Source organism: Curvibacter sp. Hmag1.1 (assembly GCF_059769165.1).
Genome location: NZ_JBMBGX010000002.1, coordinates 1,040,791 through 1,067,375 on the forward strand (window position 1 = coordinate 1,040,791; position 26,585 = coordinate 1,067,375).

26 protein-coding genes are annotated in these 26,585 nt (G+C 61.0%); 17 read left to right on the plus strand and 9 right to left on the minus strand.

Translation table 11 applies throughout. The features are described 5' to 3' along the window. Window positions 1–21: 21 nt before the first annotated feature. Window positions 22–1,503, minus strand: coding sequence for a M16 family metallopeptidase (locus ACOAP0_RS05475; protein ID WP_498375266.1), 1,482 nt, complete (start codon window positions 1,501–1,503; stop codon window positions 22–24). Window positions 1,504–1,531: 28 nt separating this feature from the next. On the opposite strand from ACOAP0_RS05475, the gene ftsY reads away from it, so the two are divergent. The 4 genes from ftsY to ACOAP0_RS05495 all read left to right on the plus strand — a co-directional run bounded on the left by ftsY (window position 1,532) and on the right by ACOAP0_RS05495 (window position 6,546). Next, complete coding sequence (ftsY, locus tag ACOAP0_RS05480) at window positions 1,532–2,728, plus strand: signal recognition particle-docking protein FtsY (protein ID WP_498375265.1); 1,197 nt, start codon at window positions 1,532–1,534, stop codon at window positions 2,726–2,728. A gap of 72 nt (window positions 2,729–2,800) precedes the next feature. After that, entirely contained in the window at window positions 2,801–4,000 is a 1,200-nt protein-coding gene (locus ACOAP0_RS05485; RefSeq protein WP_498375264.1) for an ABC transporter substrate-binding protein, read from the plus strand. Window positions 4,001–4,076: 76 nt separating this feature from the next. After that, a complete protein-coding gene (locus ACOAP0_RS05490; protein ID WP_498375263.1) occupies window positions 4,077–5,411 on the plus strand; it encodes a cache domain-containing protein in 1,335 nt (444 codons plus the stop codon). A gap of 25 nt (window positions 5,412–5,436) precedes the next feature. Next, window positions 5,437–6,546: an SMP-30/gluconolactonase/LRE family protein gene (locus ACOAP0_RS05495; protein WP_498375262.1), complete on the plus strand. Its 1,110-nt coding sequence runs from the start codon at window positions 5,437–5,439 to the stop codon at window positions 6,544–6,546. 7 nt (window positions 6,547–6,553) lie between these two features. Here the strand turns inward: ACOAP0_RS05495 and ACOAP0_RS05500 are convergent, their stop codons facing one another. Beyond that, window positions 6,554–7,438: an EamA family transporter gene (locus ACOAP0_RS05500; protein ID WP_498375261.1), complete on the minus strand. Its 885-nt coding sequence runs from the start codon at window positions 7,436–7,438 to the stop codon at window positions 6,554–6,556. A 69-nt stretch (window positions 7,439–7,507) separates the two neighbouring features. Between ACOAP0_RS05500 and ACOAP0_RS05505 the strand changes: the two genes are divergently transcribed. The 7 genes from ACOAP0_RS05505 to ACOAP0_RS05535 all read left to right on the plus strand — a co-directional run bounded on the left by ACOAP0_RS05505 (window position 7,508) and on the right by ACOAP0_RS05535 (window position 15,825). After that, on the plus strand, window positions 7,508–8,179 hold the full coding sequence (locus ACOAP0_RS05505; RefSeq protein WP_498375260.1) for an alpha/beta hydrolase: 672 nt from the start codon (window positions 7,508–7,510) through the stop codon (window positions 8,177–8,179). Beyond that, window positions 8,179–9,441, plus strand: coding sequence for an Hsp70 family protein (locus ACOAP0_RS05510; protein ID WP_498375259.1), 1,263 nt, complete (start codon window positions 8,179–8,181; stop codon window positions 9,439–9,441). The genes ACOAP0_RS05505 and ACOAP0_RS05510 overlap by 1 nt, the downstream gene beginning before the upstream one ends. 114 nt (window positions 9,442–9,555) lie before the next feature. Continuing rightward, window positions 9,556–10,698 carry a helix-turn-helix domain-containing protein gene (locus tag ACOAP0_RS05515; protein ID WP_498375258.1) on the plus strand — a complete coding sequence of 381 codons (1,143 nt, stop codon included), beginning with the start codon at window positions 9,556–9,558 and terminating at the stop codon, window positions 10,696–10,698. Then, the gene (locus tag ACOAP0_RS05520; RefSeq protein ID WP_498375257.1) at window positions 10,698–11,198 is read left to right on the plus strand and encodes a DUF4411 family protein; all 501 of its coding nucleotides are present in this window, start codon (window positions 10,698–10,700) and stop codon (window positions 11,196–11,198) included. Before ACOAP0_RS05515 ends, ACOAP0_RS05520 begins: the two co-directional genes overlap by 1 nt. Before the next feature lie 18 nt (window positions 11,199–11,216). Then, the gene (locus tag ACOAP0_RS05525) at window positions 11,217–13,106 is read left to right on the plus strand and encodes a site-specific DNA-methyltransferase (protein WP_498375256.1); all 1,890 of its coding nucleotides are present in this window, start codon (window positions 11,217–11,219) and stop codon (window positions 13,104–13,106) included. A gap of 9 nt (window positions 13,107–13,115) precedes the next feature. Continuing rightward, window positions 13,116–14,048, plus strand: a complete 933-nt coding sequence (locus ACOAP0_RS05530; RefSeq protein ID WP_498391337.1) for a DEAD/DEAH box helicase — start codon at window positions 13,116–13,118, stop codon at window positions 14,046–14,048. Next, window positions 14,023–15,825, plus strand: a complete 1,803-nt coding sequence (locus ACOAP0_RS05535) for a hypothetical protein (RefSeq protein ID WP_498391338.1) — start codon at window positions 14,023–14,025, stop codon at window positions 15,823–15,825. Before ACOAP0_RS05530 ends, ACOAP0_RS05535 begins: the two co-directional genes overlap by 26 nt. 85 nt (window positions 15,826–15,910) lie before the next feature. On the opposite strand, the gene ACOAP0_RS05540 is transcribed toward ACOAP0_RS05535, so the two are convergent. Both ACOAP0_RS05540 and ACOAP0_RS05545 read right to left on the minus strand, forming a co-directional pair. Next, window positions 15,911–16,510: an NUDIX hydrolase gene (locus tag ACOAP0_RS05540; RefSeq protein WP_498375253.1), complete on the minus strand. Its 600-nt coding sequence runs from the start codon at window positions 16,508–16,510 to the stop codon at window positions 15,911–15,913. After that, window positions 16,500–17,453: a LysR family transcriptional regulator gene (locus tag ACOAP0_RS05545; RefSeq protein WP_498375252.1), complete on the minus strand. Its 954-nt coding sequence runs from the start codon at window positions 17,451–17,453 to the stop codon at window positions 16,500–16,502. The genes ACOAP0_RS05540 and ACOAP0_RS05545 overlap by 11 nt, the downstream gene beginning before the upstream one ends. 79 nt (window positions 17,454–17,532) lie before the next feature. On the opposite strand from ACOAP0_RS05545, the gene ACOAP0_RS05550 reads away from it, so the two are divergent. Next, window positions 17,533–17,955, plus strand: a complete 423-nt coding sequence (locus ACOAP0_RS05550) for a DoxX family protein (RefSeq protein ID WP_313877249.1) — start codon at window positions 17,533–17,535, stop codon at window positions 17,953–17,955. 95 nt (window positions 17,956–18,050) lie between these two features. Next, window positions 18,051–18,905 carry a pirin family protein gene (locus ACOAP0_RS05555; RefSeq protein ID WP_498375251.1) on the plus strand — a complete coding sequence of 285 codons (855 nt, stop codon included), beginning with the start codon at window positions 18,051–18,053 and terminating at the stop codon, window positions 18,903–18,905. A 61-nt stretch (window positions 18,906–18,966) separates the two neighbouring features. Here ACOAP0_RS05555 and ACOAP0_RS05560 read toward each other — a convergent pair whose 3' ends face one another. Next, on the minus strand, window positions 18,967–19,758 hold the full coding sequence (locus tag ACOAP0_RS05560) for a substrate-binding periplasmic protein (protein ID WP_498375250.1): 792 nt from the start codon (window positions 19,756–19,758) through the stop codon (window positions 18,967–18,969). Window positions 19,759–19,904: 146 nt separating this feature from the next. On the opposite strand from ACOAP0_RS05560, the gene ACOAP0_RS05565 reads away from it, so the two are divergent. Continuing rightward, window positions 19,905–21,023 carry a patatin-like phospholipase family protein gene (locus tag ACOAP0_RS05565; RefSeq protein WP_498375249.1) on the plus strand — a complete coding sequence of 373 codons (1,119 nt, stop codon included), beginning with the start codon at window positions 19,905–19,907 and terminating at the stop codon, window positions 21,021–21,023. Between the two features lie 92 nt (window positions 21,024–21,115). Here ACOAP0_RS05565 and katG read toward each other — a convergent pair whose 3' ends face one another. Continuing rightward, window positions 21,116–23,323 carry a catalase/peroxidase HPI gene (gene katG, locus ACOAP0_RS05570; RefSeq protein ID WP_498375248.1) on the minus strand — a complete coding sequence of 736 codons (2,208 nt, stop codon included), beginning with the start codon at window positions 23,321–23,323 and terminating at the stop codon, window positions 21,116–21,118. Window positions 23,324–23,482: 159 nt separating this feature from the next. Between katG and ACOAP0_RS05575 the strand changes: the two genes are divergently transcribed. Both ACOAP0_RS05575 and ACOAP0_RS05580 read left to right on the plus strand, forming a co-directional pair. Next, window positions 23,483–24,424, plus strand: coding sequence for a class I SAM-dependent methyltransferase (locus ACOAP0_RS05575; protein ID WP_498375247.1), 942 nt, complete (start codon window positions 23,483–23,485; stop codon window positions 24,422–24,424). A 21-nt stretch (window positions 24,425–24,445) separates the two neighbouring features. Next, the gene (locus ACOAP0_RS05580) at window positions 24,446–24,691 is read left to right on the plus strand and encodes a hypothetical protein (protein ID WP_087495010.1); all 246 of its coding nucleotides are present in this window, start codon (window positions 24,446–24,448) and stop codon (window positions 24,689–24,691) included. Window positions 24,692–24,732: 41 nt separating this feature from the next. Here ACOAP0_RS05580 and ACOAP0_RS05585 read toward each other — a convergent pair whose 3' ends face one another. Genes ACOAP0_RS05585 through ACOAP0_RS05595 form a run of 3 tightly spaced genes read right to left on the minus strand, consistent with a single transcriptional unit; the run spans window position 24,733 to window position 25,536 of the window. Continuing rightward, window positions 24,733–25,008 (minus strand): TFIIB-type zinc ribbon-containing protein, encoded by a 276-nt coding sequence (locus ACOAP0_RS05585; protein ID WP_498375246.1) that lies wholly within the window; start codon window positions 25,006–25,008, stop codon window positions 24,733–24,735. 16 nt (window positions 25,009–25,024) lie between these two features. Next, window positions 25,025–25,192, minus strand: a complete 168-nt coding sequence (locus tag ACOAP0_RS05590) for a hypothetical protein (RefSeq protein WP_313867515.1) — start codon at window positions 25,190–25,192, stop codon at window positions 25,025–25,027. Next, window positions 25,192–25,536, minus strand: a complete 345-nt coding sequence (locus ACOAP0_RS05595) for an HPF/RaiA family ribosome-associated protein (protein WP_313877242.1) — start codon at window positions 25,534–25,536, stop codon at window positions 25,192–25,194. The genes ACOAP0_RS05590 and ACOAP0_RS05595 overlap by 1 nt, the downstream gene beginning before the upstream one ends. 98 nt (window positions 25,537–25,634) lie before the next feature. On the opposite strand from ACOAP0_RS05595, the gene ACOAP0_RS05600 reads away from it, so the two are divergent. Then, a complete protein-coding gene (locus ACOAP0_RS05600; RefSeq protein ID WP_498375245.1) occupies window positions 25,635–26,519 on the plus strand; it encodes a LysR family transcriptional regulator in 885 nt (294 codons plus the stop codon). Window positions 26,520–26,585: the final 66 nt, after the last annotated feature.

Genomic DNA, 26,585 nt, shown 5'->3' on the forward strand with positions numbered 1-26,585 from the left:
TTCAATGGCTGGAAGCGCTGTTCAATGGCGAAGGCCTACCGCGGGGACGCGGGGCTTGCGGGTCGCATCCACAGGCTGGGGCAGCAGGGTGGCGACGGTGAGGGCGTCATCGCCAAAATACTTGGCGGCCACGGACTGCACCTGCGCCGCAGTCACTTTGCGTAAGCGCTCCAGCAGCAGTTGGTCAGCGCCCAAGGGAAAGCCGTTGATCCAGCTCACACCCAGCAAGCGCGCCTGGTTGAACACGCTGTCTTGCTTGTAGACCTCGCCCGCCACCCAGCGGTTTTTAACGCGGGTGAGTTCGGCCTCGGTCACACCGTCTTTGGCGACCAGCGCCACCTGGGCGCGCAATGCGGCCTCCACCTCGGCCGCCGTTTTGCCTACGGCTGGTATGCCATAGAGCGTAAAGAGCTGCGGGCCGCGGGCGGTGAGCCCGTAGTACGCGCCAGCTTCATCCGCCACAGGTTTGTCCGACAGTGTGAGCGCACGCGGCAGCCGGGCACCGTCGTAGCCCGAAAGCACGGCCGAGAGCACGGTCAGCGCCAATGCGTCGTCACTGGTCGCGTCAGTGGGTGCAGCCGCCGTCGCTGGCAAACCGGCAGGCTTGAGACCGGGCACCTTGAAAGCAAGTGCCACATAGGCCTGCTCGGCAGGTGCTTTGAAGTCCAGGCGGCGCAGCCCGGTTTGCTCGGGCTCAGTGCGCGGCTTGCGCTGCGGCAGGGCGTGCACCGGCAGGCTGCCGTAGTACTTTTCGGCCAGCACACGGACCGCGTCAACATCCACATCTCCTGCCACGATCACGGCGGCATTGGTAGGCGTATACCAGCGGCGGTAGAAGGCGCGGGCGTCGTCTGCAGTCATGCTCTCCAAGTCGCTCATCCAGCCCACGATGGGGCGGCGGTAGGGGTCGGCCTGGTAGATCACTGCGTCCATGGCCTCGTGCAGGCGGGCATGAGGCTTGTCTTCGGTGCGAAGGCGGCGCTCTTCTTTCACCACCTCCAACTCTTTGGCAAACACCTCATCCGTCCAGATGTTGTTGGCAAAGCGGTCCGACTCCAGGCGCATCACATCTTCGAGCTTGGCTGAAGGAGTCTGCTGGAAGTAGCCGGTGTAGTCCTTGCTGGTGAAGGCGTTTTCGCGACCACCCAACGCGGCGACCTTGCGCGAGAAATCGCCGGCCTTCACCGTAGGCGTGCCTTTGAACATCATGTGCTCCAACAGGTGGGCCACGCCGCTGGTGCCGTCCACCTCGTCCATGGAGCCCACGCGCACCCACACCATGTGCACGGCGGTAGGCGCACGCCGGTCGGGTTTGACGATGAGGGTCATGCCGTTCTTCAGGGTGAACTGCTGCGCCAGTGTGGCGGCCGGCGCAGGTTGCACCTCGCTTGCGGAGGCTGACAGGAGCAGTAGAAGACAGGGAATGGTGAGGGATGCGGCCAGCGCGAACGCAGAAACCGGAGCGGCCCAGCGGGCGCCCGACAGGTGAAATGGGTGTTTCATAGAATGCTGTGATTCTAGAAACACCCTCATGTTCAGTTTTTTCAAAAAGAAATTCCTTTCTTCGTCCACTCCGGCCTCTGAGTCGGTAGCGCCAGCCGTTACACCTGTAGCGGACAAAGTACCGGCGCAGGCCTCCGATGCCCCAGCAGAAGCGGTTAACGCCCCACTAGCATCGGTCACAAGCCCCCCCAGTTCTACCCCTGCCCCGCCCGCACCAGAACCCTCGAACGCGGCACCCGCCAGTACCGGCTGGGGCTCCGGCTCGCTGATCGGCAGCGCGCTGGTGGCGCCCATTGAAATTCCTGAGGCTCCGGCTACCCCGCCCGAACGCCAGAAGTGGCTGGACAAACTCAAGGCAGGCTTGGGCAAAACTGCCAGCAGCATCTCCGGCGTGTTCGGCGGCAGCCAGATCGACGAAGCTTTGTATGAGGACCTGGAAGGCGCCCTGCTCATGGCCGACGCCGGCGTGGCCGCCACCCAGTTGTTGACGGACGCGCTGCGCAAAAAGGTCAAGGCTACCGGCGTGACCCACCCGACCGCCCTCAAGAACATCCTGATCGCCGAGCTGACCGAGCTGTTGCAGCCCCTGCAAAAGCCGCTGGTGATCGGCGAACACACGCCCACCGTCATCATGGTGGCCGGCGTGAACGGTGCGGGTAAAACCACCAGCATCGGCAAGCTGACCAAGCACCTCGCCGACAGCAACGCCAGCGTGTTGCTGGCCGCAGCGGACACATTCCGCGCCGCTGCGCGCGAGCAACTCACCGTCTGGGCTGACCGAAACACCGTGGAAATCGTCAGTCAGGAAGGCGGCGACCCCGCTGCCGTGAGCTACGACTCGGTGACCGCCGGCAAGGCACGCGGCAAGGACGTAGTGCTCATCGACACCGCAGGCCGCCTGCCCACGCAGCTGCACCTGATGGAAGAGCTGAAAAAGATCAAGCGCGTGATCGGCAAAGCCGACGGCACGGCACCGCACGAAGTGCTGCTGGTCATCGACGGCAACACCGGCCAAAACGCCGTGGCCCAGGTCAAAGCATTTGACGACGCACTGGGCCTCACCGGCCTGATCGTCACCAAGCTCGACGGCACTGCCAAGGGCGGCGTGCTTGCAGCCATCGCCCGGGAGCGCCCCATTCCGGTGTACTTCATCGGTGTGGGCGAAAAGCTTGACGAGCTGGAAACCTTCAACGCTAGGGAATTTGCGCAGGCCTTGTTGGCTTAAGCCCCGTCGTGGGCAAGGTGTAAGAAACGGGCTTATCGTCCGACCCATTGTTTTCCTCGGACAACCGGAACCATGAGCTTATCCATTCAACGCCGCCAACTTCTTGCCGCCTCTGCAGCATCAGTAGCACTTCCCGCTTTTGCCCAGTCCCCCCCCGCCTGGTCGGCCATCGAAGCCAAAGCTAAGGGGCAGACGGTGTACTTCAACGCCTGGGGCGGGTCGGAGACCATCAACGCCTACATCCAGTGGGCCGCTGGTGAGGCGCAAAAGCGCTTTGGTGTGATCGTGCAGCACGTCAAGATTGCCGATGCGCCGGACATGATCAAGCGGGTGCGCAACGAGAAAGCTGCGGGCAAAACCAATGGCAGCGTGGACCTGGTGTGGATCAACGGTGAGAACTTTTTGACCATGAAGCGCGAGGGCCTGCTCTTCGGGCCATTTGCTGAGAGCCTGCCCTCTTACGCCAAGGTGGACGTGCAGGGCAAGCCCACCACGCGCCTGGACTTTGCCGAGCCCACTGACGGCCTGGAAGCCCCCTGGGGCATGGCACAGCTGACCTTCATGGTCGACAGCAAACGCACGCCCAAGCCGCCGCAGAACCTCGCAGAGCTGCAAGCTTTTGCCAAAGCCAATCCCGGCCGCGTGACCTACCCCCGCCCACCCAACTTCCACGGCACCACGTTCCTCAAGCAGGTGCTAATGGATGTGAACAGCAACCGTGACGCGCTCTACAAGCCCGTCACCCCAGACGCGTTTACCAAAGCCACTGCGCCCCTGTGGGCAGCGCTGGACCAGATGCACCCGCACCTGTGGCGCGGCGGCAAGCAGTTCCCCAACAACGCAGAGGCTATCCGTCAGATGCTGGCCGATGGCGAAGTGGCTCTGGCCCTCACCTTCAACCCCAACGACGCTGCGAACGAAATAGCCGCCAAGCGCCTTCCTGCAAGCGTGACCAGCTATCAATTCAGTAGCGGAACCATCGGCAACACGCACTTTGTCGCCATCCCTGTGAACGCCACTGCCAAAGAGGGTGCCCAGGTATTTGCCAACTTTTTGCTCAGCGCCGAGGCCCAAGCCCGCAAGGCCGACATCGCCGTGTGGGGCGACCCGACCGTGCTCGCACTGGACAAGCTCAGCGCTACCGAGCGGGCGGCATTTGCCGCCAAGCCCCTGCCCGGCCAGGTAGAAAAGCCAGCGCCCGCCATCCCCGAGCCGCACGGCAGTTGGGTGGATGCGCTGGAGAAAGAGTGGACCAAGCGCTACGCAGGCTGAACCGGCCAGCGCGAGAAGCTGACCGTTCGCGAATTGTGGGCCCGCGCAAGCGGTGGCCGGGCCCACAATGGCAGCCATGCCAAACACAGCACCCGCACCTGAAGCGCCCGCGCTCAACGCCCAAGGGCTCACGCGCAAACACCACCTGAGTCTGGTCCTTGTGCTGGGCGGCTTGGCCTTGGTACTGCTGCTGGGCAGCTGGAGCCTGTACAGCCGCCAGAAAGCGGCCCTGACCTGGGCCCTGAGTGCACAAGGCGAACAACTACAGCTCGCTCTGAATGACACGCTCGACGCTGCCCGCCTGCACGCCATGGGCATGCGCCAAAGCGCTGAACGCAACCTGCGCCAACCCCTTTTTAACGACAGCAGCCTCGCGGAACGGCTGGAGCGCCGCAACCTCGCGCCGCTGCGGGATGCACCGTGGGATCGCATGCCGCAAGACCTGGCAAAAGACATGGGCGCCGTTCACACCAACCCCGCCGCCAGTGGCGACTACCGGCGCGAACTCAATGCGCCGCTGGGTGCGCTGGGTCAAGCGGTGGCCGCACACAGCCAGCAGCAGCGCCTGGCCTGGAGCTACTTTTTTGACGCCCAGAAGCGCTGGCGCTGGGTGTATCCGGCCCAGGCCCGGGACGAAGTGCTGATCGCCACCGGCAAAGCCGACATGGGTGCAGCCCTGCCGGTGCTGTGGGATGCCGCAGGCTTGGATGCGGCGGGCCCGGCTCGCAACCCGCAAAAGGAACCGGTGTGGTCTGCGCCGCACACCGACCCCTTCAAGAAAATCACTGTCGTTTCTGCATTGGCCCCGGTGTACGTGGGTGAAGCCTTTGTCGGTGCCATGGGCACCGACCTGAGCCTGGAAGCCCTTGGCACAGTCATGCAACAACGCCCGCTGGCCATGGGGCAGGCCTGGGTGATCGACAAAGAAGGGCGCGTGCTCGCCAGCAGCGACGCCAAGACAGGCACCCCGCCCTCCGGCCCTTACACCACGGAAGCAGGCTGGCTGCGCTATGTCTTGCGTGGGTCACCGTTCAGCCTGGTGATTTATGCGCCCTCCGGCGTGGTAGCCAGCCACACCTTGGGCAAGCTGATGCCCACGCTCGTCACCGGTTTGCTGGGCTTGTTGGCGGCAGCAGGCACTGCACTGTGGCTCAGTCGCCAGTTCACCTTGCCTGCCCTGCAGTTAGCCGATTACGTACAAAACGCCGAGGGCCCCAACATCAAGCGCCCACCCAAAGTGCCTGCCCTCTGGAAGCCCTGGTTTGACCGCGCTGCGAGAGCCGCCCTGGACCGGCGCGACCAGGTCATGCACCACCACCAGCGCAGCAGCCAGCTCGAAAAACAGATCATCCAGCTCGAAGCACAGCTTCGCGCACGCGACAACAAGGGCCAGCAGCCTCACTCAGAATAGGCGCTCCTTGAACGGGAGACACGCCTTGAAAAAAATTACTCTATTTGTTGCCGCCACCTTGGGCCTGGTGCTGCTTTACCTGTTGCTGTGGCCGGTACCCGTCAGCCCCGTGGTTTGGAATGCTCCCGCTGCTCCGGGCTACACCGGCCCGCACGCAGTCAACACACGGCTTGGCAACTTGCAAATGATTGACTTGCAAGGCGAGGTGGGTCCTGAGCACATCCAGTTCGGCCGCGACGGCAAGCTTTACACCACCGTGGCGAGCGGCAACATCTTGCGCATGGAGGCCGATGGCACCGCGCAGCAGGTGTTTGCCCACACCGGCGGCCGGGTGCTGGGCTTTGACTTTGATGCGCAGGGCAACCTAATTGCAGCGGATGCGGTCAAAGGGCTGCTCTCCATCGCGCCGGATGCGAAGGTCACCGTGCTCACTGATACGGTGAACGGAGACCCGATCCGCTATGCGGACGCAGTGGTTGTCGCCAAAAGCGGCAAGATGTATTTCAGCGATGCATCCACCCGCTTCGCACCCAAAGACTGGGGCGGCACCTTCGAGGCCAGCGTGCTCGACATCCTGGAGCAAGCCAGTACCGGCCGCATTCTGGAATATGACCCTGCTACCCAAGCGACGCGCTTGGTCGCCAGCGGCTTGAGTTTTGCCAACGGTGTGGCGCTGAGCGGGGACGAACAGTCCTTGTTTGTGAACGAAACCGGCAAATACCGGGTGTGTAAAATTGCGGTGAACGCTGACCAGCTCGATGTGCGCACGATAGGCACCCAAGCCCATGCGCAAGCCCAAGTACTGCTGGACAACCTGCCCGGCTACCCCGACAACCTGATGCGCGGCCTGGACGGAAAAATCTGGCTGGGCTTTGCCAAGCCCCGCAACCCGACCGTCGACAACATGGCCGGCAAACCCTGGTTGCGCAGCCTCACCTTGCGTTTGCCGCGTGTGCTGTGGCCCATCCCCAAGGCCTACGGCCATGTCATCGCCTTCACCGAAGACGGCAAAGTAGTGGCCGACCTGCAAGACCCGAGCGGCAGTTACCCCGAAACCACAGCGATTACCGAAACCAAAGACCGCTTGTATGTGCAGAGCCTGCACGCCCACGGTCTGGGCTGGTTGCCCAAGTAGGGCGGATTTACTGCACCAGCCCGGCCGCCACCGCCGGCGGCTCGCGTTTGGCCGTGACTGCGCTGCCGGCCGCCGCACCCATGATGAACACAATCGCCCACCATTGTGGGGCGCTGAGCTGTTCATTCAACATCACCAAGCCCAGCAAGGCTGCCACCGCAGGCTCCATGCTGGTCATGATGCCGAAGGCCTCTTGCGGCAGACGCTTGAGGGCCACCATCTCCAGTGAGATAGGTATGGCACTGGAAATCGCCGCCACCACCAGCCCGATCCATAAAACGTGTGGATCCAGCAGAGCCGCACCCGCATGCCAGATGCCGAAGGGCACTACGGTAATGGCCGCCACAGTGAGCCCCAGCGCCACCGAGTGGCCCGCATGCAAGTGGCCCACGCGCTTGCCGAACACGATGTAAGCACCCCAGAACGCGGCGGCGGCCAGGGCATAAAGCACACCGGTCACGTCCAGTGCCTGCACATTGCTGCCAAAGGGCAGCAGCAAACCCAGCCCCGCAATCGCCAGCACCAGCCAGACAAAGTCCACCGGCTTGCGAGACGAATACAACGCCACCGCCAAAGGCCCCGAAAACTCAATCGCCACCGCAATGCCAAACGGAATGGTGCGCAGCGACATGTAAAACAACAAGTTCATCAGCCCTAGCGCCACGCCGTAACGCAGCAGTGACATGCGGTCGGCCGGTGCCAACGACCCACGCCAGGGCCGCCAGATCAGCAAAAGCAACAGCGCTGAAAAGCCTACGCGCAAAGCGGTGGTGCCTAGAGAGCCAACCACAGGAAACAACTGTTTGGCAATCGATGTGCCCAGCCCCAAGGCCGTGACAGAACCCAAAACCGCCAGCAAAGGCAGCACATGATGAAAGCGGTGTGAAGACATGCCCTGACGATAACCGGTGCAACTCAGGTATAAACCCGTCTCCCCCAATCGACTACCCAATCCCGCGCCATGACTGCCCTGCTCTCTTGCATCGAACTCGAATCCGCCCCCAACCCCACGGCCGCTGTCATCTGGATGCACGGGCTGGGCGCCACCAGCGATGACTTTGCAGGCCTGGTGCCCGAGCTGGACTTGGAAGGCTGCCAGCCCATCCGCTTTGTGTTTCCGCAGGCCCCCAGCATCCCGATCACCATCAACGGTGGCTACGTGATGCCCGGCTGGTACGACCTGTATGGCATGGATCTGGTGAGCAAGCAGGATGCAGCGGGCATTCAGCGCTCAGAAGCAGCCATTGCGGCGCTGGTGGACCGTGAAGTGGCGCGTGGCATTCCGTATGAACGCATCGTGCTGGCGGGCTTTAGCCAAGGTTGCGCCATGGCGCTGCACACCGCGCTGCGCTTGCCACACCCAATTGCAGGCGTCATGGCCTTGTCCGGCTACCTGCCGCTGGCAGACCGCTTTGCCACCGAGCGCAACGCTGCCAACGCCACCACTCCCATCTTCATGGCGCACGGCACCCAGGACCCGGTGGTGATCTTGAAGCGCGGTGAAGACTCGCGCGATGCCCTGGCGTCCCTCGGCCACAAGGTGCAGTGGCACACCTACCCCATGCCGCACAGCGTGCACCCGCGCGAAGTGGCTGACATAGCCGCCTTTTTGAAGCAGGTGCTGCCCGCTTGATGGAGACTGCTCGCCCCCTGGTGCTGGGCATTGACTTCGGCACATCGAACTCCGCCTGTGCATTGATTGACGCGCACGGCGCCTTGCAGGTCATCCCGCTGGATGGCGTTAAGGCTGAAATGCCTACCGCCCTGTTTTTTGCCAGCGAAACGCATACCGTGCTCTATGGCGCAGAAGCCATGCAGGCCTACCTGAATGGCACCGAGGGGCGCTTGCTGCGCTCGCTCAAAAGTCTGATGGGCAGCCGCCTGATGGACGAGTACACCGCCGTGGGCGACAAAAGCATCCGCTTCTTTGACATCGTGGTGCTGTTCTTCAAAGAGCTCAAGCGCCGCTGCGAAGCCCATGTGGGCCAAGCCCTTACCCACGCCATGCTGGGCCGCCCGGTGCACTTTGTGGACGACGATCCCGAGCGCGACCAGCTGGCGCAAGAGACGCTGGGCCGCGCCGCGCTGGAAGCGGGCTTCACCCACATCGCCTACCAGCTCGAGCCCATTGCCGCCGCGCTGGACTACGAGCAGCGCGTAGCCAAAGAGACTACGGCACTGGTGGTGGACATTGGTGGCGGCACCTCCGACTTCACTGTCATCCGCCTCAACCCGGAGCGCAGTACGGTAGGCGACCGCACTACAGACATCCTGGCCACCACCGGCGTGCACATTGGCGGCACCGACTTTGACCGGCTGCTGGACCTGGCCACCGTGATGCCCTACTTGGGCTACAAGCATGTGGGCACCGGCGGTCGCATTGTGCCCAGCAGCGTCTTTTTTGACCTGAGCACCTGGCACCTGATCCACCAGGCCTATACCCGCAAGTCCATGCACTTTGCCAAAGAGCTGTGGACCGACTACACCGACCAGGCCCTGCATCGCCGACTGATGGACGCGCTGGAAGAACAGCACGGCCACCGCATGCTGGCCAGTGTGGAAGCCGCCAAGATTGCCTGCTCCATCAGCGGCGACAGCGCCGTAGTGGAGCTGGACTTTCTGGACCGCAGCCTGGCCCCCACCGTGGACGCGGCGAATATGGAAGTCGCCCTGCACGCATCGCTGGCGCAGGTAGTGCAATGTGCTCAAGACTGCGTGGCCGCTGCGGGATTAAGCGCTGTGGACGCGGTGTACCTGACCGGTGGTTCGTCCGCACTGCGCCCGCTGATAGCAGCGCTGCGCCAAGCCATGCCCCTAGCCACGCTGGTGGAGGGCAACCGCTTCGGCGGTGTGGCCGCCGGGTTGGCGTGGGCGGGTGCGGTTCACCCGTATTGATTTGCTATTGATTTAGTAGCTGCTCGCGCATATTCCACGAGCGCTAGTTGCATAAATATTGATTGATTTGAAATCTAAGAAATGCAGAGAAGCGATCATCTATAAAATCATCAAATGGCTTCCCCACACGCTCACATCAACCCCGAAATGCTCCGATGGGCACGTGGGCGTGTTGGTTTCGATATTGGTCGTGCGGCGGCGGCGGCAGGCGTAAAGCCAGAGCAACTTGAACGGTGGGAGATGGGCGAAGACCAGCCCACCTTTCGACAAGCACAGAGTATTGCCCAGGCATTGCATGCACCTTTTGGGTTCTTTTTCTTGCCGGAAGCTCCCGCTGAAGATCCGTTACTGCCAGACCTACGAACCGTAGGGGGGCGCCCCGTAGGCAAGCCGAGCGTCGATTTACTCGAAACCGTCAAGCAAGCACTGCAGCGCCAAGCTTGGTTTCTTGAGTTTCAGCAAGAACAAGGCCTGACGCCGCTGCCTTTCGTGGGCAAGTTCAATCTCGATGCTTCCCCAAAAGAGGTTGCTGCCGACATTCGCGCTGTTTTGGGCGTTGACGTTGAGCAAGGGCAGAACCAGTGGGACCAATACCAGCGCGCACTGATCCGCGGAGCTGAGAATGCCGGGGTGCTCGTCATGCGCAGCGGTATCGTGAGCAACAACACGCGCCGCAAACTTGATGTCAGCGAATTCCGCGGCTTTGCTATCAGCCACCCACTCGCACCGGTTGTGTTTATCAACGCTGCAGATGCAGCGACCGCCCGGCTGTTTACCCTGCTCCACGAACTCGCACACATCTGGTTTGGCTCCAGCGGTATTTCCAACAGCGAATCTGGCAATACCCGCCAAGAAGAAGTAGCTTGTAACGCCGTGGCCGGCGAATTCCTCGCACCTGCAGAGGTCTTCAGAGCTCTATGGGCCAACGGACAAGCGGACTTGCCTACACGTTTGGCAGAGCTAGCACGCCGCTTTCACGTCAGTCAGTTGGTTATTGCGCGTCGTGCATTGGATTTGGGTTTGCTGGACCGCAACACCTACAACGATTTTTACCTTGCGGAACTAGAGCGCTTTCGGCAAGCCGAAAGCAAGGGGGGGAGTTTCTATCGCAACGCTGTCTCTAAGAACAGCGAACGATTCGCCAGAGCCGTCATTGCAGAAGCCCTGAGCGGGCGCCTGCTGTTGCGTGATGCTGGCAAGCTCCTCGGTGTGCAACCGGCGAAGATTCGCCAATTTGCCGAGCAGCTGGTCGACTGATGTATTTGCTGGATTCCAACACCCTCATCGAGGCAAAAAACCGCTACTACGGAATGACTATCTGCCCTGGCTACTGGGCTTGGGTGCTGCGCAGTCATGTGCAAGGCGTAGTGGCCAGCATAGACACCGTGGGTGATGAACTCAAGCGTGGCAACGATGAGCTGGCGCAATGGGCCAAGCAACATGCCGCCTTGTTCCTACCGGTATCCGACGACGCTACCCAATCCGCATTTGCCCAGGTGGCCGAGCATGTGGCTTCACAAACCAACCAAATGAAGCCAGGCGCCTTGGAGGAGTTTTTATCTGGTGCCGACCCGTGGCTGATTGCCAAAGCCATGACGCTTGCGGGCAGTGTGGTGGTCACCCACGAGCAGCTCAACCTCCAGATGCGCCGTAAATTCAGCATCCCCAACGTATGCCAACACTTTGGCGTGCAGTGGATGGACACTTTTGCCGTACTCGGCCATACCCAGGCCAACTTCGTCTTGTCAGGCGAATAACCTCATCCCCCTAAAAACATGGCTACTTCTGAAGCTGCATTGCTGCAGCAACTCGACAAGCTATCCGCGCCCGAGCTGCGCCGCCTGCTGGCAGAGCACCTCACCCACCGCAAACTAGGGTTGACTTGGGAGCGCGATGCCATCGCCCATGACCGAGCGCTCAATGCCGATGTGGTGCTGCCTCGCGTAGTGCCCGAATGGAGCCACACGCCAGAAGGCTGCACGACCCACCGCAACCTCGTCATAGAGGGAGACAACTTCGACAGCTTGCGCCTACTACGCAGCACGCATGCGGGCAAAGTGCGCGTGATCTACATTGATCCGCCGTACAACACCGGCAACAAAGACTGGGTCTACAACGACAACTACGTGGGTGCTAACGATCGCTGGCGGCACAGCCAATGGTTGGAGTTTTTGTACCAACGCCTCAGCCTTGCGCGGGAGTTGCTGACAGCGGACGGGGTGATCTTGGTCAGCATCAACGATGAAAACCGCTCGCGACTGGAGCTGCTGATGGACGAGGTTTTTCCTGGACGACGCTTGGGCAGCATCGTGTGGCGCACCCGCCAGGGTTCCAACGCTGACCAACTGTGCTTTCTGTCGGCAGACCATGAGCATGTGTTGGTCTACGGCAATGCTGGCTTTGCATTCCAAGGCTTCGACAAAAGCTATGAGATGTACAGCAATATCGACAACGACCCGAGGGGTGATTGGCGGATCGGCGACATAACTTTGGGCTTTTCCTATAAGGAGCGTCCGAATTTGTACTACCCACTCAAAGACCCAAAAACTGGAATAACTTACCCATGTAGTCCTGAAAGTGTTTGGCGGTATGCCTCCGAGGCTAGACTGAAACCAGGCCAGCAATTACAGGCAAAGAGCATGGAAGAGTTCATTCGACTTGGGCAAATCATCTTTCCTGAAAATCCGCGCACAGAGACTTGGAACAGCATGGAGGAACTGCTTCAAGCAATCGATGCAGGCGAAGTACCCAGGGGGGGGAAGTCGCTAATGCTGCGCCGAGATTTGCCCGATTTGGAGCAATGGGTAGGCAAACCCGTGGGCTTTGGGCGCCCGCAGTTCAAGCGCTACAAGGCAGATTTGCGCAACCAGACCCAACCACTCTCCAGTTGGATCGTCCCCTCCTTTGAAGAAGGCACCTATGAGGCGGAGGCGAACCTGTCGTCTGCGACCAACCAAGAAGGAGCACGCCAAGTCGCGCAAATTTTTGGTGACCGCGCCTTCAACTACGCCAAGCCAGCGTCGCTCATCAAAGGCCTGCTCTCGCAAGCAACTCGCAAGACTGACATCGTGCTGGATTTCTTTGCCGGCTCGGGTACCACGGGCCAAGCCGTGCTGGACCTGAACGCCGAAGACGGCGGCCAGCGCCAGTTTATCTTGTGCTCCAGCACTGAGGCGACGACCAAAGAGCCTGATAAAAACCTGTGTCGTGATGTGTGCGCCGAGCGGCTACGTCGTGTCATCGCGGGCTATGGTGGCAAGCCCGGCTATACGCTGGCGCAGGGTGGCGAATTTGCTTACCTGCATTTGGACAAGCTGGATGGTGCCGATGTGACGCTGGATGCCACAGCGCAGCATGCCGCCACCTTACTTTCTATGCGAAATGCGCGTGTAGCGCCCGTGGAAAATGCGCAAGCAGCTATACAAGTAATAGCAAAAGGGGCGGATTGGCTACTGGTGCTGTGCACACACACCGGGGCCGATGTGCTCAGCGCCCTGCAAGCAATGCCCACACAACACGGCGTGGCGCGCTTGGTGGTGGTAGCCCCCCGACCCAAAGCGGTGGCTCTGTGGCTGGCCGAGCGCGGCATTGAGGCGCAAGCCCTGTCGCTGCGCGAAGTGCTGACACAAGGCCAAGGTGACAAAAAAGCCCGCAACAAGGTTTAAGGGAAGACGATGAATCCAACTACTCAGATGTTAGAAACGTCGCTGGGTTTGGCCATACAGGCCACCACGCTGCAGCCCGAGGCTTTTCAGGCCGAGTTGATCGACAACGTCAGTGCAGCGCTGCTGCGCAACCCGTCGCCGCCGTGCCTGTTGCGTGCGCCCACGGGAGCGGGCAAGACTTTTGTGATCAGCCAAGTGTTGCAGCGCGTGGGCAGCCAGCGCGATGTGCTGTGGTTTTGGTTTGTGCCCTTCGTCACGTTGGTGGGGCAAACCCTGGACGCGTTGTTGCAGCATACCCCCGGGTTATCGCCCACCTTGTTTTCGCAAGGTCGCAATCAAAACTTGGGCGCTGGGACCGTGTTGATTTCTACTGCTCAGGGCGTGGCGCGCGCGCAGTGGCGCACCAAAGGTTACGACGCCGATGGCGACGACGATGTGCGTACCCTATCGGCATTGTTGGCGCGCGCCCGGGCCAAGGGCTTGCAAGTAGGCTTGGTGGTGGACGAGGCCCACATTGGCCTGGACAAGAGCACCGAGTTCGGCAAATTTGCCCACTGGTTGCAAGCGGACTACTTATTGATGGCCACTGCCACGCCCAAAGACCAGCGCTTGACCGACTTTTTGGCCCATGCGGGCTACAGCGCACAAGAGCATTTTGCCGTCAACCGCGACGAAGTGGTGAAGGCGCGACTCAACAAGAAATACATTGAAGCTGTGGTGTACAGCCTGGGGGCCAGTTTGGCGCAGGTCACCGACTTGCGCCGCACCGTGCTGCGCCAAGCGTGGGGCCGCAATGTGCGCATTGGGCAATTGCTACTGCAGCACGGCGTGCCCTGCGAGCCGCTGCTATTGGTGCAAGTTGCCAACGGCGAACACACGGTAGACGAGGCTGCAGAAGAGTTGCAACGCTACTGCCATGTGCCCCCCCGAGGCGATTGGTAAACACTCTTCAGACGAGCCAGACCCGGTGCTCATGGCAGCGATTGCCAACGACACCCGCAAGCGGGTGCTGATCTTCAAGCAATCGGCAGGCACAGGGTTCGATGCACCCCGGGCCTTTGTGTTGGCCAGTACCAAACCGGTGAACGATGTGGACTTTGCCATGCAGTTCATTGGCCGCGTGATGCGGGTGGCTCGCCAAGTGCGTGAAGGCTTTGCCAAGCCCCTGAATATACCGCCCGAGCTGAATACGGCCTACGTGTATCTGGGCAATCAGCAGGCCCAAGCGGGTTTTGAGGCTGCAGTGCAGGCAACCACCGCCGTGAAGAACCAGTTGGAAGGGCAAACCGAAAAGCTGATGACGCGACACACGGTGGCCGGAGGTGTGGTCTACACCAATCGCCCGACCTATGAGCAACCACTGACCTACGCCTTGGGTGTACCTAGCTCCGTACTGGAGGCATCGGCCATACGGCATCTGGAAGAAGAAAGCGCGCTTCCGCCGTTGCCGGGTGCTGCGCTTGTGCACACCTCAGGCGGCGCCGGGAACAGCCAAGATTTGTTCGCGGAATCGGGATGGGCTTTGGACAGCTTGGTACCCGCACCTGTGGAGACCAAAGCAGCGAAAAAAAGTAAACCACGTACCCGTGCGGAAGTGTTAGAGGCCCTTTCTGAAAACCGGCTGAAAGCCTTTGCCCGAAAGCCGGATTTGGTGACGCTGAACGACCGACTCAAGCGGGAAGACAAACCTGACTTTGTGGACCTGTCAGAAATTACCCTGCAAGTCGCTCAGAGCTTGTCCATATCTGCCGCTTTGGCACACACCGCAGTTTCGGCGGCGCTCAACCGCAACCAAGGCAAAGAAACCCACAAAGAACTGACAGAGGGAGCCAGCTACGCACTAGACGTGGAAGTGGTTACCGATAGGCAAAGCCTCGCGCGCGAGGCCATGGCTGCATTGCAAGAGTTACCGCATGCAGAAGAAGAGGACTACCGCATCGTGGTGCACACCCTGTCGGCACGGTTGCGCCCCGTGTTGGACGAAGCCTTTGACGGGGAACTTAGCGAAGCAGAGCGCGTGCGCCTTTCGCGCGATGCTGCCCATTGGGTGATACGCGAGAGTGCACAGGAGTTGCGCGAGGCGATTTTTCAGGCGATTGCTGACAAAGCGCAGTTGGTAGACGCAGAGCGCTTGCCCGATTTCATGATTTTTCCGAAAGATATTGGGTTGGAGCCATCCGCGAAGAATGTCTATGGCGTGTTGCCCCCGTCGAAAGAAGATTCACAAGATGTAGAAACGGTGCTGTTTATGGACGAACGGCATTGGTGGATAGATCAGGTGTTCAGCTTGGAGGACGGGTCGCAATTGAGCGTTGGGCGGTACGACGGAGCGGTTAAGCTCAACAACCTAGAGCGAGATTTCGCGAGGGCGTTAGACAGCGCTGACTTTGTGCACTGGTGGCACCGCAACCCAGACAAGAAACCTTATGCGGTTCGCGTAGTTCGCGCAGAGCATGAGCACTACTTCTACCCCGACTTTGTCGTATGCGTCGAGCATGCGCCAGGTGATGTGCCCATGCAGCGTTTACTAGAGACAAAAGAAAGCACCAAGGATGCTGCGCGCAAGGCAAGGCACTGGCCAGCGGCATTCGGCAAAGTATTGTTTTTGACACCAGATGGAAATCGGCTTCGCTGGGTCAATGAAGATGGTAGTTTGGGCGACGCTGTGCGTCTCTCTGAATTTGATGCAGTGCGACAGCGATTGGTGGAAACGCAATAGCAAGTCATCCTTGCTATATATTTAGTAGCTTCTCGCGCACATTCCACGAGCGCTAGCGGCACTTCTTATACAAAACCACGAATACTCAAGAAGCAAAGTGCAGCTTGCTCACCAGCCTTTCAAAGCGCGCACTCGGCAGCGACAGCAAGGCCTCACGCGCCACCCAGCGCACCCCGCGCACTTCTTCCCACTGCGGGCTCCATGGAGCGGACGCATCGCCACGGAACAGGTACAAAAAGTCGTGGTGCACGTGCGCGCCCTCGCCTTTGGCGGGGTTGGCGGGAATCGAATGGCTATCGATGTCGATCAGTGGCGCATCCAAGTTTTGGGTAGCAGACTGAGCCAAGCGCACGTTCACGCCCGTCTCTTCCTCCACCTCCCGCGCGGCAGACACGTCCAGCCGGTCCAAGCCTTCGTGGTGGCCGCCGGGCTGTAGCCAGCGGTTCAGGGTGCGGTGGTGGATGAGCAGCACCTTGTCTACCGCCGCGTCGTACACCAACCCGCTGGTGGTGATGTGACCTTGCATGTTGGCCCGTGAAAACGGGTCTGCGAACGTGTCGGCCAGCAGTTCAGCAATGGCCTTCAAGCCTGCGGATTCAGCGGGAAAGTGGGCTAAGTACTTTTGCAGTTCAGCGAGGGCGTGTGCCCGGAGGTCGGCAGGATTGGCCAAGGTGTCAGGCAGCATGTGGGTCTCCCAGTGCCGCTTGCAGCATCTCAATAAACACCCGCGTCTTGGGCGGCATGAGTTTGCGGCCGGGGAAGACGGCGGATATGGGCATGCGGGGGAAACACCAGTCGGGCAGGATGCGCACCAGTGCATTGCGGCGCACATCAGCCTGGGCAAACACATCGGGCACTGCACCTATGCCGGTGCCCGCCAGCACCATGCGCAACAACAGGTCCGGCGCGTTGGCCGCAAAGCGGCCGGGCGGTAGAGCCGTCCACTCCTGCTCGCCGTTCACAAGGCGCCAAGGCATGGGCTCCCCGTTGCCACCCAGCAAGCGAACCGCTTGGTGCTGCAGCAGGTCTTGCGGCACTTGGGGCGTGCCGTGCTCAGCCAGGTATTGGGGCGAGGCATACACCCCTGTCGACATGAGGCTCAAGCGCCGTGCGGCGAGCAGGCTGTCGTCCGGCAAGGCGCCGATGCGCACCGCCACGTCAAAGCCTTCACCGAGCAAGTCCACCCGGCGGGCGGACAGGTCCAGCTCCAGCGAGATGTCGGGATACATGGCCACAAAAGCGCCCAGCATGTGCGCCAACAACAAGTGGGCAATGTCGGCCGGCATGGAGACGCGCAATCGCCCGGTGGGCGTGGCCTGACGGCGCTCGCTCAAGGCGGCTACAGCCTCGACCTCCAGCACCACCTGCTTGGCGTGCTCGAGCAGTTGCTGGCCGAACTCGGTCAGTGTTTGGCGGCGCGTGGTGCGCAGCAGCAGGCGCTCGCCCAAGCGTTGCTCCAAGGCCGCGAGCCGGCGCGACACACTGGACTTGGGCAGCCCCACCTTGTCGGCCGCACGACTGAAGCTGCCCAGCTCCGCCACGCGGGCAAAGATGAGCAGGTCGTTCGGGTCGATGGCGGTAGTCTGGAGTGTGCTTGATTGTTCCATGGTGACAACAATCATATCCATTTCATGGGATTTTCAGCTTGATTAATGAGGAATACAGTTCATCCATCGCAAACAACTTCCCCCTTGAAAGGAAACCATCATGTCCTCCAACAACACTTCCACTACCGCTCAAAACGCACTCAACCTTGCAGGTCGTGTGCTTTTGGCTGCCCTGTTTTTGCCTGCCGGCATCAGCAAGCTCACCGGCTTTGAAGGCACCGTGGGTTACATCGCTTCCGTCGGCTTGCCGCTGCCCGCGGTCGGCGCTGTGCTCGCTCTGCTGGTGGAAATCGTCGGCAGCGTGGCGCTGATCGCCGGCTTCGGTACACGCATCGCAGCGCTGGTGTTGGCAGCGTTCACCTTGGTGGCGAGCTTCTTCTTCCACGCTTTCTGGGCTGTGCCTGCTGACCAGGCCTTCATGGTGCAACTGTTGTTCTTCAAGAACGTGGCAGTGGTCGGTGGCTTGTTGGCCTTGGCCGCCAACGGCGCCGGCGGCTGGAGCCTGGACGCACGCCGCGCCTAAACCCGGTACGGCTCAGCCCGACAGGTCACTCGCAGCACATTAAACACAGGCCGCCCTTTGCGGCCTGTGAGTCCATATCCACCAAGGAGATCACCATGACAGTTCAACAATCACGCACCATTGAGCGCCTGGTGGCTGGGCAAGCCACCTCGGATGGCGCAGGCGTCAAGCTCACCCGGGTATTGACCCAAAACCTGCAACACCGTCTGGACCCCTTCCTGATGCTGGACGCCTTTGGCAGCGACAACCCGGATGACTACATTGCCGGCTTCCCGGAGCATCCCCACCGCGGGTTCGAAACCGTGTCGTACATGCTCAGCGGCCGCATGCGCCACCGCGACAGCGCTGGCCACGAAGGCCTCGTCACAGACGGTGGCGTGCAGTGGATGACCGCGGCGCGCGGGGTGATCCACTCCGAAATCCCTCAGCAGACTGAAGGCCGCATGGAGGGCTTTCAGCTCTGGCTGAACCTGCACAGCAGCGAGAAGATGGGCGCCCCTTGGTACCGCGACATCCAGGCGACCGACCTCCCCAAAGTCACTACCGACGAAGGCGTACAGCTGACCGTGATTGCCGGCGAAAGCCATGGCACCGTGGGCGCAGTGCAGCGCGAGAAAACACAGCCGCTATACCTCGATGTGCACATGCCCGCCGGCAGCACCTTCAGCCAACCTCTCCCCGCCACGCACAACGCGTTCATTTATGTGTACCGCGGCGAGGTGCAAGTGGGCGAGAAGACTGTGCCCGCCCAGCGCATGGCCATCTTCAGCAACGATGCGGCCAGCAATGGCGTAACGATTAACGCCAGCGCGGACGCCAAATTCCTGCTGATTGCCGGCAAGCCCCTGAAAGAGCCCATCGTGCAATACGGCCCCTTCGTCATGAACTCGCAGCAGGAGATCTATCAGGCGCTGAGCGACTTCAGGGATGGGGTGCTAGGTGCTGAATGATGCTCGAACATGAATCAGTACGCTATGTTTTCAGGAGCAATCTGCGCATATTCCACGGGCGCTAATTGGTCTTTACGCCATAACGCCGGGTAATCTTGTCAATGGTGCCATTGGCCAGCAGTACCTCCAATGCCTGGTCGATGGCTTTGTGGTCCTGCTCGGTAGTGGAGGCTTTGGACAGGCCGATGTGAATACGGTCCCGTGCGGGCTCCAAAGTCATTTTCTGCAGGGGACCGAGCCTTAGATGCCTGGCGGTGTACTGCAACACATAGGCATCGTTCAGCACCAGATCGCCCCGGTTGGCGGCCAGCATGCGCAGCGCGCGCTCCGCCCCCTCCACCTTGGACAACTTTTTGCGCTGGATCAGCGCAGGCTCTGCCTCTGCATACGCCGTGCCGTAATAGCCCGACAGCGGTGCTACCAAGTGGAGCTCTTTGTCCAGCACATCAGCGAACGAGGTCACCGCCTCGGGCTTCAGGTTTTTCTTCATGGTGAAAACGCCCAGCACCTCAAACCGGTAGGGCCGGGTAAATCGAACGAAATCGCGTCGATCTTCGGTGAATGAGTAACCCGTAAACACATCGATCTCTCCACGCTGGAACATTGCATGCGTGCGGCCTCCGGGCAGGTCTGTCAGAACCTCCACCTTGCAACCCGCTTTGGCCGCGACCGCCAGCAGGATGTCCACATCAATACCGCGCCCTTCTGCGATGGGCGTCTTGAAGGCATAGGGCTGCCAGTCCGACACGGGGTAACGAAGCGTTCTGCTGCACTCGGCGTAGGCGCTTGCAGCCCCCCACAAAAGAGCGAAGACAGTGAGCGTTTTTACGGGGCGGGTCCAACGAAGGTGCATGGCAAAGTTCCGTTCCGGCGGCAGCCTGTTTTTCAGAGGGATGGCATGCCTATTTTTTTCATTTGGATAACGCAGTCAAGCGAGGAATCGAGGGGCATTACTGCACTGTCAGGCGGCTGAATGGCTGCTAGCCCTAAGCTAACCGCATGACTGACACTGCCCACCCCCTCACTGCCCACCCGATCGTTAACCTCGCCCTCCAGGGCGGAGGCTCACACGGGGCGTTTACATGGGGCGTTCTGGACACACTGCTCGAAGATGGTCGACTGGACTTTGAGGGCATTAGCGGCACCAGTGCCGGCGCCATGAATGCGGTGGCGCTGGCCCACGGCTTTGCACAAGCTGAGGGCAAGTCGCGCAAAGTGGCCAGAGACAGCGCCCGACAGTCGCTGGCAGATTTTTGGGAAGGTGTGGTCAACATGGGCGCGCTCAGCAGCACATTGGCCGGCGCCCACAAGGTGCCGTTTGATTTGCTGTTCGGCGGGCTCTCCGCCCTCACCGGCTCGGCGTCTCCCAGTCAAATGCTCTCGGACGCAGTAACCAGCCTCTGGACGCAGGCCGTATCGCCTTATCAAAGTAACCCGCTGGACATCAACCCCCTTCGCACCTTCCTGGAGCGACAAATGGACTTTGAGCGCCTAGCCGCCTACCAGCCGCTCAAGGTGTTTGTGGTGGCGACCAAGGTGCGCACCGGCAAGGCCGAGATTTTTTCGGGTAAGCGGCTCACCGCCGATGCAGTGATGGCCTCCGCCTGCCTGCCCACGGTGTTCCGGGCAGTGGAGATTGAGGGCGAGCACTACTGGGATGGCGGCTACGCCGGCAACCCCGCCATCCACCCCCTCATTTACGAGTGCAAAAGTCCGGACGTGATGCTGGTGCAGATCAACCCCATAGAGCGCCACAAGCTGCCCACCACGGCCGCCGGCATTCTGGACCGACTCAATGAAATTACGTTCAACTCAGCGCTGATTGCCGAAATGCGCGCTATCGACTTTGTGAAGCGCCTGCTGGCCGAGGGCAAGCTGGACCCAAGCCGCTACAAGAACGTGCTGATGCACCGCATTGATGGGGGTGGCGCGCTGGAGGCCTACCCCGCTTCCACCAAGTCCGACACTGATGCCAAGCTCATCCACGCCCTGCGGGACTTGGGCCGCGCGTCAGCCCAGCAGTGGCTCAAAAAACATGTGGCTTCCATCGGAGTGGAATGCAGCATCAACATCGCTACCGATTACCTCGACGACCTGCGGGTCCCGACCACCGGCTGACGCAAAAAACCCCGCTGCATGACCGACGTACCGGCAACACAGCGGGGTTGTAGGCCGCCACCCGAAGGCGGCGGCAGTCACCATCACTTAGCTCAGACGAGGTCGAAACGGTCCAGGTTCATTACCTTGGTCCATGCGGCCACAAAGTCGCGCACAAACTTGGCTTGCGCGTCATTGGTGGCGTACACCTCTGCTAGGGCACGCAACTGTGAGTTGGAGCCGAACACCAGGTCCACCACGGTGCCTGTCCACTTCAGGGCACCGGTTTGGCGATCACGGCCTTCGAGTACGCCGGCCTCCGTCGCCTTAGTCCACTTCGTACGCATGTCGAGCAGATTCACAAAGAAGTCGTTGCTCAGCGTTTCAGGACGGGTGGTAAACACACCATGCTGGGCTTGGCCCACATTGGCATTCAGGGCACGCAGACCACCGACCAGCACTGTCATCTCCGGTGCGCTCAGGGTGAGCAACTGGGCCTTGTCGAGCAGCAACTCGGCAGCCACGCCTTCGAGCCCCTTGTGTGTGTAGTTGCGAAAGCCATCTGCCACCGGCTCCAACACCTGGTAGGACTCCACATCGGTTTGCGCTTGCGAGGCATCCATGCGGCCGGGGGCAAAAGGCACGGTCACGGTTTGACCCGCTTTCTGAGCGGCCGCTTCCACCGCAGCGCTGCCTGCCAAGACAATCAAGTCGGCCAGCGAGATCTTCTTGCCACCGGTTTGCGCGGAGTTGAAGGCTTGCTGAATCGCCTCTAACTTGCCAAGCACCTTGGCCAGCTGCGCAGGCTGGTTGGCCGCCCAGTCATTGGCCGGGGCCAAGCGGATGCGGGCACCGTTGGCACCGCCGCGCTTGTCGCTGCCGCGGAAGGTAGAGGCAGAGGCCCACGCAGTGCTCACCAGCTCAGAGATGCTCAGGCCGGAGGCCAGCACTTGGGCTTTGAGCGCAGCTACATCGGCGGCATCCACCAAGGCATGGTCCACGCCGGGAATCGGGTCCTGCCAGCTCAGCACTTCAGCGGGAACCAGCTTGCCCAGGTAGCGGGCACGGGGGCCCATGTCGCGGTGGGTGAGCTTGAACCAGGCACGCGCAAACGCGTCGGCAAACTCGGCCGGGTTCTGGTGGAATCGGCGCGAAATCTTCTCGTACGCGGGGTCCATGCGCAGCGACATGTCGGCCGTGGTCATCATGGGCGGGTGCTTCCTGGAAGCGTCATGCGCGTCCGGAATCATGTGCTCGGGTTTCACGTTCTGGGCGACCCACTGGTGCGCGCCGGCAGGGCTCTTGGTCAACGCCCACTCGTAGCCGAACAACATGTCGAAGTAGCCGTTGTCCCAGGTGGTGGGGTTGGGCTTCCAGGCGCCTTCGATGCCGCTGGTGGTGGTATCCACACCTTTGCCGCTGCCCAACTTGTTGATCCAGCCGAAGCCTTGTTCTTCAATGCCAGCAGCTTCCGGCTCGGGGCCCACCAGGGTGGGGTCGCCAGCGCCGTGCGCTTTGCCGAAGGTATGGCCGCCGGCTACCAAAGCTACGGTTTCTTCGTCGTTCATGGCCATGCGGGCAAAGGTTTCGCGTACATCGCGGCCGCTGGCCACGGGGTCGGGCTTGCCGTCCGGACCTTCGGGGTTCACGTAGATCAGGCCCATCTGCACGGCAGCCAGAGGGCTCTCGAGTTTGCGGTCACCGCTGTAGCGGCTGTTTTCCTTGTCACTGGTGGCCAGCCACGCTTTTTCGGCACCCCAGTAAATGTCTTGCTCGGGTTCCCAGATGTCTTCACGGCCGCCGGCGAAACCGAAGGTCTTGAAGCCCATGGATTCGAGTGCCACGTTGCCGGCCAGAATCATCAAATCCGCCCAGGAGAGCTTGCGGCCGTACTTTTGCTTGATGGGCCAGAGCAGGCGGCGGGCTTTGTCGAGGTTGCCGTTGTCCGGCCAGCTGTTGAGCGGGGCGAAGCGTTGGCTGCCGGACCCGGCGCCACCACGGCCGTCTGCCGTGCGGTAGGTGCCGGCCGAGTGCCAAGCCATGCGCACCATCAGGCCGCCGTAGTGGCCCCAGTCGGCGGGCCACCAGTCTTGTGAATCGGTCATCAGCGCGGTCAGGTCTTGCACCACGGCGTCGAGATCAAGCGTTTTGAATTCTTCGGCGTAGTTGAAGTCTTCGCCCATGGGGTTCGAGGCCGGTGCGTGCTGGTGCAGGATGCCCAACTTCAATTGGTTGGGCCACCAATCGGCGTTCGATGGCGCAGCGGCTTGCGTGTGGCTGCGGGCTGCGTGGGGAAAGGGGCACTTGGCTTCTGTGGTCATGCGAATCTCCTGTTGCGGTTGGTAAATCGGTATGCCTTGCAGTTTAGGTTTTAGCTATCGAAATCACCAATTGGATTGCCCAATACCCGCCATAGGCATTTTTGTGGGAGCTGCGATGCATACACTCCCAGCCTAGTCATCCATTGAAGGCCCTTCACTTTGCAAGCTCTGCTCCACGCCATCGCCTCGATGGACATTTCCTCCCCCGACGCCTGCCGCCTTTTTCATGGCCGCGGCGGTCTGTACCCCGGATGCGAGCAATGGTCGCTGGATTGGTACCCGCCGGTGCTGGTGCTCACCAGCTTCAAACCGGTGAGCGAGGATGAGTTAGCCACCATCGGTGCCGCGTTGTCCGCGCGCTGGCACACACTCAGCCCCGGGCAGGCGCTGAACTGGGTCTTCCAGTGCCGCGCCGAAGGGCTGGCGGACACCCGACTGATGTCGGGGGCGGTGCCTGAGCCCCATGTGGTGACGGAGTCAGGCACCCGGTACAAGGTGCATGTGCTGCGGGGGCAGAACCACGGCCTGTTTCTGGACATGGCGGAGGGCAGGCGCTGGGTACGCGACTATGTGGCGGCCCACCCCAAGACCTATGCCTTCCGGGTGCTGAATCTGTTTGCCTACACCTGTTCGTTCTCTGTGGTGGCCTTGCAGGCCGGTGCGCGGCATGTGGTGAATGTGGACATGAGCCAAGGCGCGCTGGCCACCGGCCAACAGAACCACCGGCTCAATGGCATCGAGAGCGGTGTGAGTTTTCTGGGGCACGACATCTTCAAAACCTGGGGCAAGATCACCCGCAGTGGCCCCTACGACCTCGTGGTGCTGGACCCGCCCAGTTACCAGAAAGGCAGCTTTGTTGCCACCAAAGACTACGCGCGCCTGGTTCGCCGCCTGCCCGAGTTGCTTGCCCCGGGCGGCCATGCGCTGGTGTGCCTGAATGCGCCTGAGCTGGACACAGCCTTCCTGAAATGTCATGTGCAGGAACAAGCGCCTTCCCTTGTATTCGTGCAGCGCCTGCCGAATCCCGCAGTTTTCGCGGATGTCGAGCCGGAGCGCGCGCTCAAGGTGCTGGTGTACAAAGCTGAAAACGCAGCGCAATAATCATTTCACAGCACCAACACCATGCCCGCCACAGAATTGCAATGCAAACCCGCCGGTACCGTCGCCGGCAAGCTCCTGTTCATCCCCACCGGGGTGGAAGGTCCCCTGTTGCCTCACATGCAAGACTGGGTGACCGCCAAGCTCAAAGCCAAACAGCCGGTGAAGGACATCAGCAACACGGTGCTGGTCAAAGGTATCAAGCAATGGACGGCTTATGAAGAGAAAGTTGGCGGCAAGAAAGTGATCACGGTTTTCAAGATCACCTGAGGTACTGAGCCCCCGCAGACGCCGGCCACCTTCTCTCAGGACTAATCAAATATTTCGTGCAACCACGACTTCTTGCGGCTCTGCGGGTAGCGCTTGTATTCCTGGAAATCAGAATCCTCAAAGTCGCGGTGTTGCGGTGCACGGGCTACGCGCGCCGGGGGCACCGCAGCCACCGCAGGGCCGGAGGCCTTTTCCAGCAGTTTGTCGAGCTCGCCACGGTCCAGCCAGACACCGCGGCAAGACGGGCAGTAATCAATCTCCACGCCCTGGCGTTCGGTCATCACCAGGGTGCTATCGGTGCAATGGGGGCATTTCATATCAGGCTCCTTGGGGTCACAAAGCAAATCCGGCGGCAGACAACAGCAAACCACCTACGCCAAAGCCCGCCAGCAACTTGGCATCGCGCGTATTGCGGGCGGAGTACTCATGCCAAGCGGCATACATCACCGGCAGCGACAGGGCCAGGCCGATCCACTGCGGGGTAAAAAAATCGATATCCATCACAGTGTCTCCGCGTCCTGCTTGACCAAGCGTCCGCGAACGGGCTTTTGCTGACGGTGCAGGGTGCGGGTCAGAGCACGCACCAAACGGTCCAGACCTTCGTCCAATGCGGTACGCCAGTCACTCGCCAGGGAAGAAATGACCAGCACACCGGACTTCTCGGTTTTCACTTCCAACAGGCAGTGTTTGTCAACGCCACCGCGCGGGCCGTTGATGTCGGTAAACATGACCTTGGCGCGTGGAACTACAGCGCCCAAGCGGCGCAATACAAAGCGCACACGTTGCAGGGCCTCTTCCCGCAAGGCACCGCCTTGAGGGTGTCGGGATTCGAAAATGACTTGCATAAAACCTCTCCAAGCGATGAACAAGACCCGACCTTAGCCCGCGCTTCATTGCGTAAAAAGCAGATAATTACTTAGTTAAATTCCCTATAAAACTGAATATGAGCACCTCGTTCAACTACAAGCACCTGTACTACTTCTGGGTGGTGGCCAAGGAAGGGGGCATGTCCCGGGCCGCCGACAAGCTGGACATGGCAGTGCAAACCGTCAGCGCACAAGTGCGGGAGTTGGAGCGCTCGCTGGGCTACGCCCTTCTCAAACCAGCAGGGCGTGGGCTTGTCCTCACGGATGCCGGCGTCACGGCCATGCAGCTGGCCGACCAGATCTTCCAGATCGGCGAAAACCTGCCCACTCTGGTACGCGATGCGGCCAGTACACCGGCCACGCGCCTGGCAGTCGGAATTTCTGATGGCTTGCCCAAGCTGGTGGTGCGACGACTGTTGCAGCCGGTGATCGCCGAACCGAACCTTCGCCTGATTTGCCACGAGGGGGAGCTGGAAGACCTGCTGGGCGACCTGGCCTTGCACCGACTGGATGTGGTGTTTTCCGATCGCCCCGCGCCGGCCAACCCCAACATCAAGCTTTACAGCCACGCCATGGGAAGTTCGCCCATGGCCTGGTATGCCACCCCGGCCATGGTGCGCGCCGGAGGTCGCAAGTTTCCCCACAGCCTGGCCGACATGCCGGTACTCATGCCCACAGCCCACACCGCCGTGCGTGCGAGGCTGGACCATTGGTTCGAGCAAATCGGCATCCGGCCCCGCATCGTGGGGGAATTTGAAGACAGCGCCCTTCTCAAGACCTTTGGCGGCAGCGGCATGGGTGCCTTTCCGGCGGCCGAATGGGTTCAAGACGACCTGCTGGCGCACTATGGCGTCAAGCGCCTTGGGCCCTGTGAAGACGTGGTGGAGCACTTCTATGCGGTGGGCACTGAACGCAAGGTCCAACATCCGCTGGTGCTGAGGGTGCTGCAGGGTGTCGTGTAAGTCGCCACGCGGGAAGCGCCCTTTCATTCAGTTTTTATAGGAATGAATTTCCACTAAACACTGGTT